This is a genomic window from Natrialba asiatica DSM 12278, from assembly GCF_000337555.1.
Taxonomy (GTDB): Archaea; Halobacteriota; Halobacteria; order Halobacteriales; family Natrialbaceae; genus Natrialba; species Natrialba asiatica.
Window position 1 is genome coordinate 1 of record NZ_AOIO01000045.1, and the last position, 278, is coordinate 278.

Sequence of the window (278 nt, forward strand, 5' to 3'; positions counted from 1 at the left end):
GTCAGACGTGTAGTCGTAGCTGTTGCTCCACTCTTCACCAGCGTCAAGCGAAACGGTGGTGTTCTCGATGTTTTCGCCGCCAATGACGACGCCAACGTTGACCTCATCAGAGGCGTTGCCGCTGTTGCTGATGGTCACGTCGAGCGTGGCGTTCTCACCAACAATAGCTTCGTCAGTGCCGTCAGCGTCGAGGCCGATCACTGGACCTTCACCGTCGACGAGTGCAGCGTCCATGCTGTCGGATGCGTCGAGGTTGGTGGTCGCGGTGAGCTCCATAT

Annotated in this window: 1 protein-coding gene; it reads right to left on the minus strand. The window is 58.3% G+C overall.

Features of this window, described 5'->3' with window-relative positions:
• Positions 1-234: CARDB domain-containing protein (locus C481_RS20195; protein ID WP_275040077.1), on the minus strand; the 234-nt coding region annotated here is incomplete at its 3' end.
• Positions 235-278: the final 44 nt, after the last annotated feature.